The following is a 520-nucleotide window of genomic DNA, read 5'->3' as shown; positions in this document are numbered from 1 at the left end:
AAGATCAGCTCGGCGCAGGCTCGAGCCGGCTCCGGAAGCTCGCCGTCCTGGGCGAGAGCCTCTAGCTCTGGAACACGCCATACCCCCTTGGGAGCGATCAGGCCAAACTCGGCAAGCTGACCGCGCAGCGAATTGACCAGCATGGTGCGCTGTCGCACGAACAGATCCCGGGTACGATGTAGCATCAGGATCGATTGCTGCTCGGCGCTCTTGACCGGCACAAACCGCATCGTCGGTCTCGTAACGGCTTCGCAGAGGGCCTCAGCATCGACCTCGTCGTTCTTGCCGCGCTTAACATAGGGTTTCACATAAGCGGCCGGCATTAGCTTGACCTGATGACCCAGCGGTCAGCTCTCGGCCTCAATAGTGGGCCGTACCGCAGGCTTCTATGCCAACCACACAAGACGGAAGTTTGGCAAAGAATGCGATCAATTCTGAACGGCGGAGCTTCTTACGAAGAACGGCTTTGCCTGCAGCATCGACGCCATGCGCCTGAAAGACATGCTTGGCGAGATCAAGT

General features: G+C 58.8%; 1 pseudogene. It reads right to left on the bottom strand.

Annotated elements, in window-relative coordinates:
- Nucleotides 1-520, bottom strand: a pseudogene (locus D1094_RS18500) (IS110 family transposase); the annotation flags it as partial.

The organism is Colwellia sp. RSH04 (genome assembly GCF_003545765.1).
GTDB lineage: Bacteria > Pseudomonadota > Gammaproteobacteria > Enterobacterales > Alteromonadaceae > Colwellia.
Note: the sequence above shows the minus strand (reverse complement) of the source record. Positions and strands in the feature narration are given on the sequence as shown.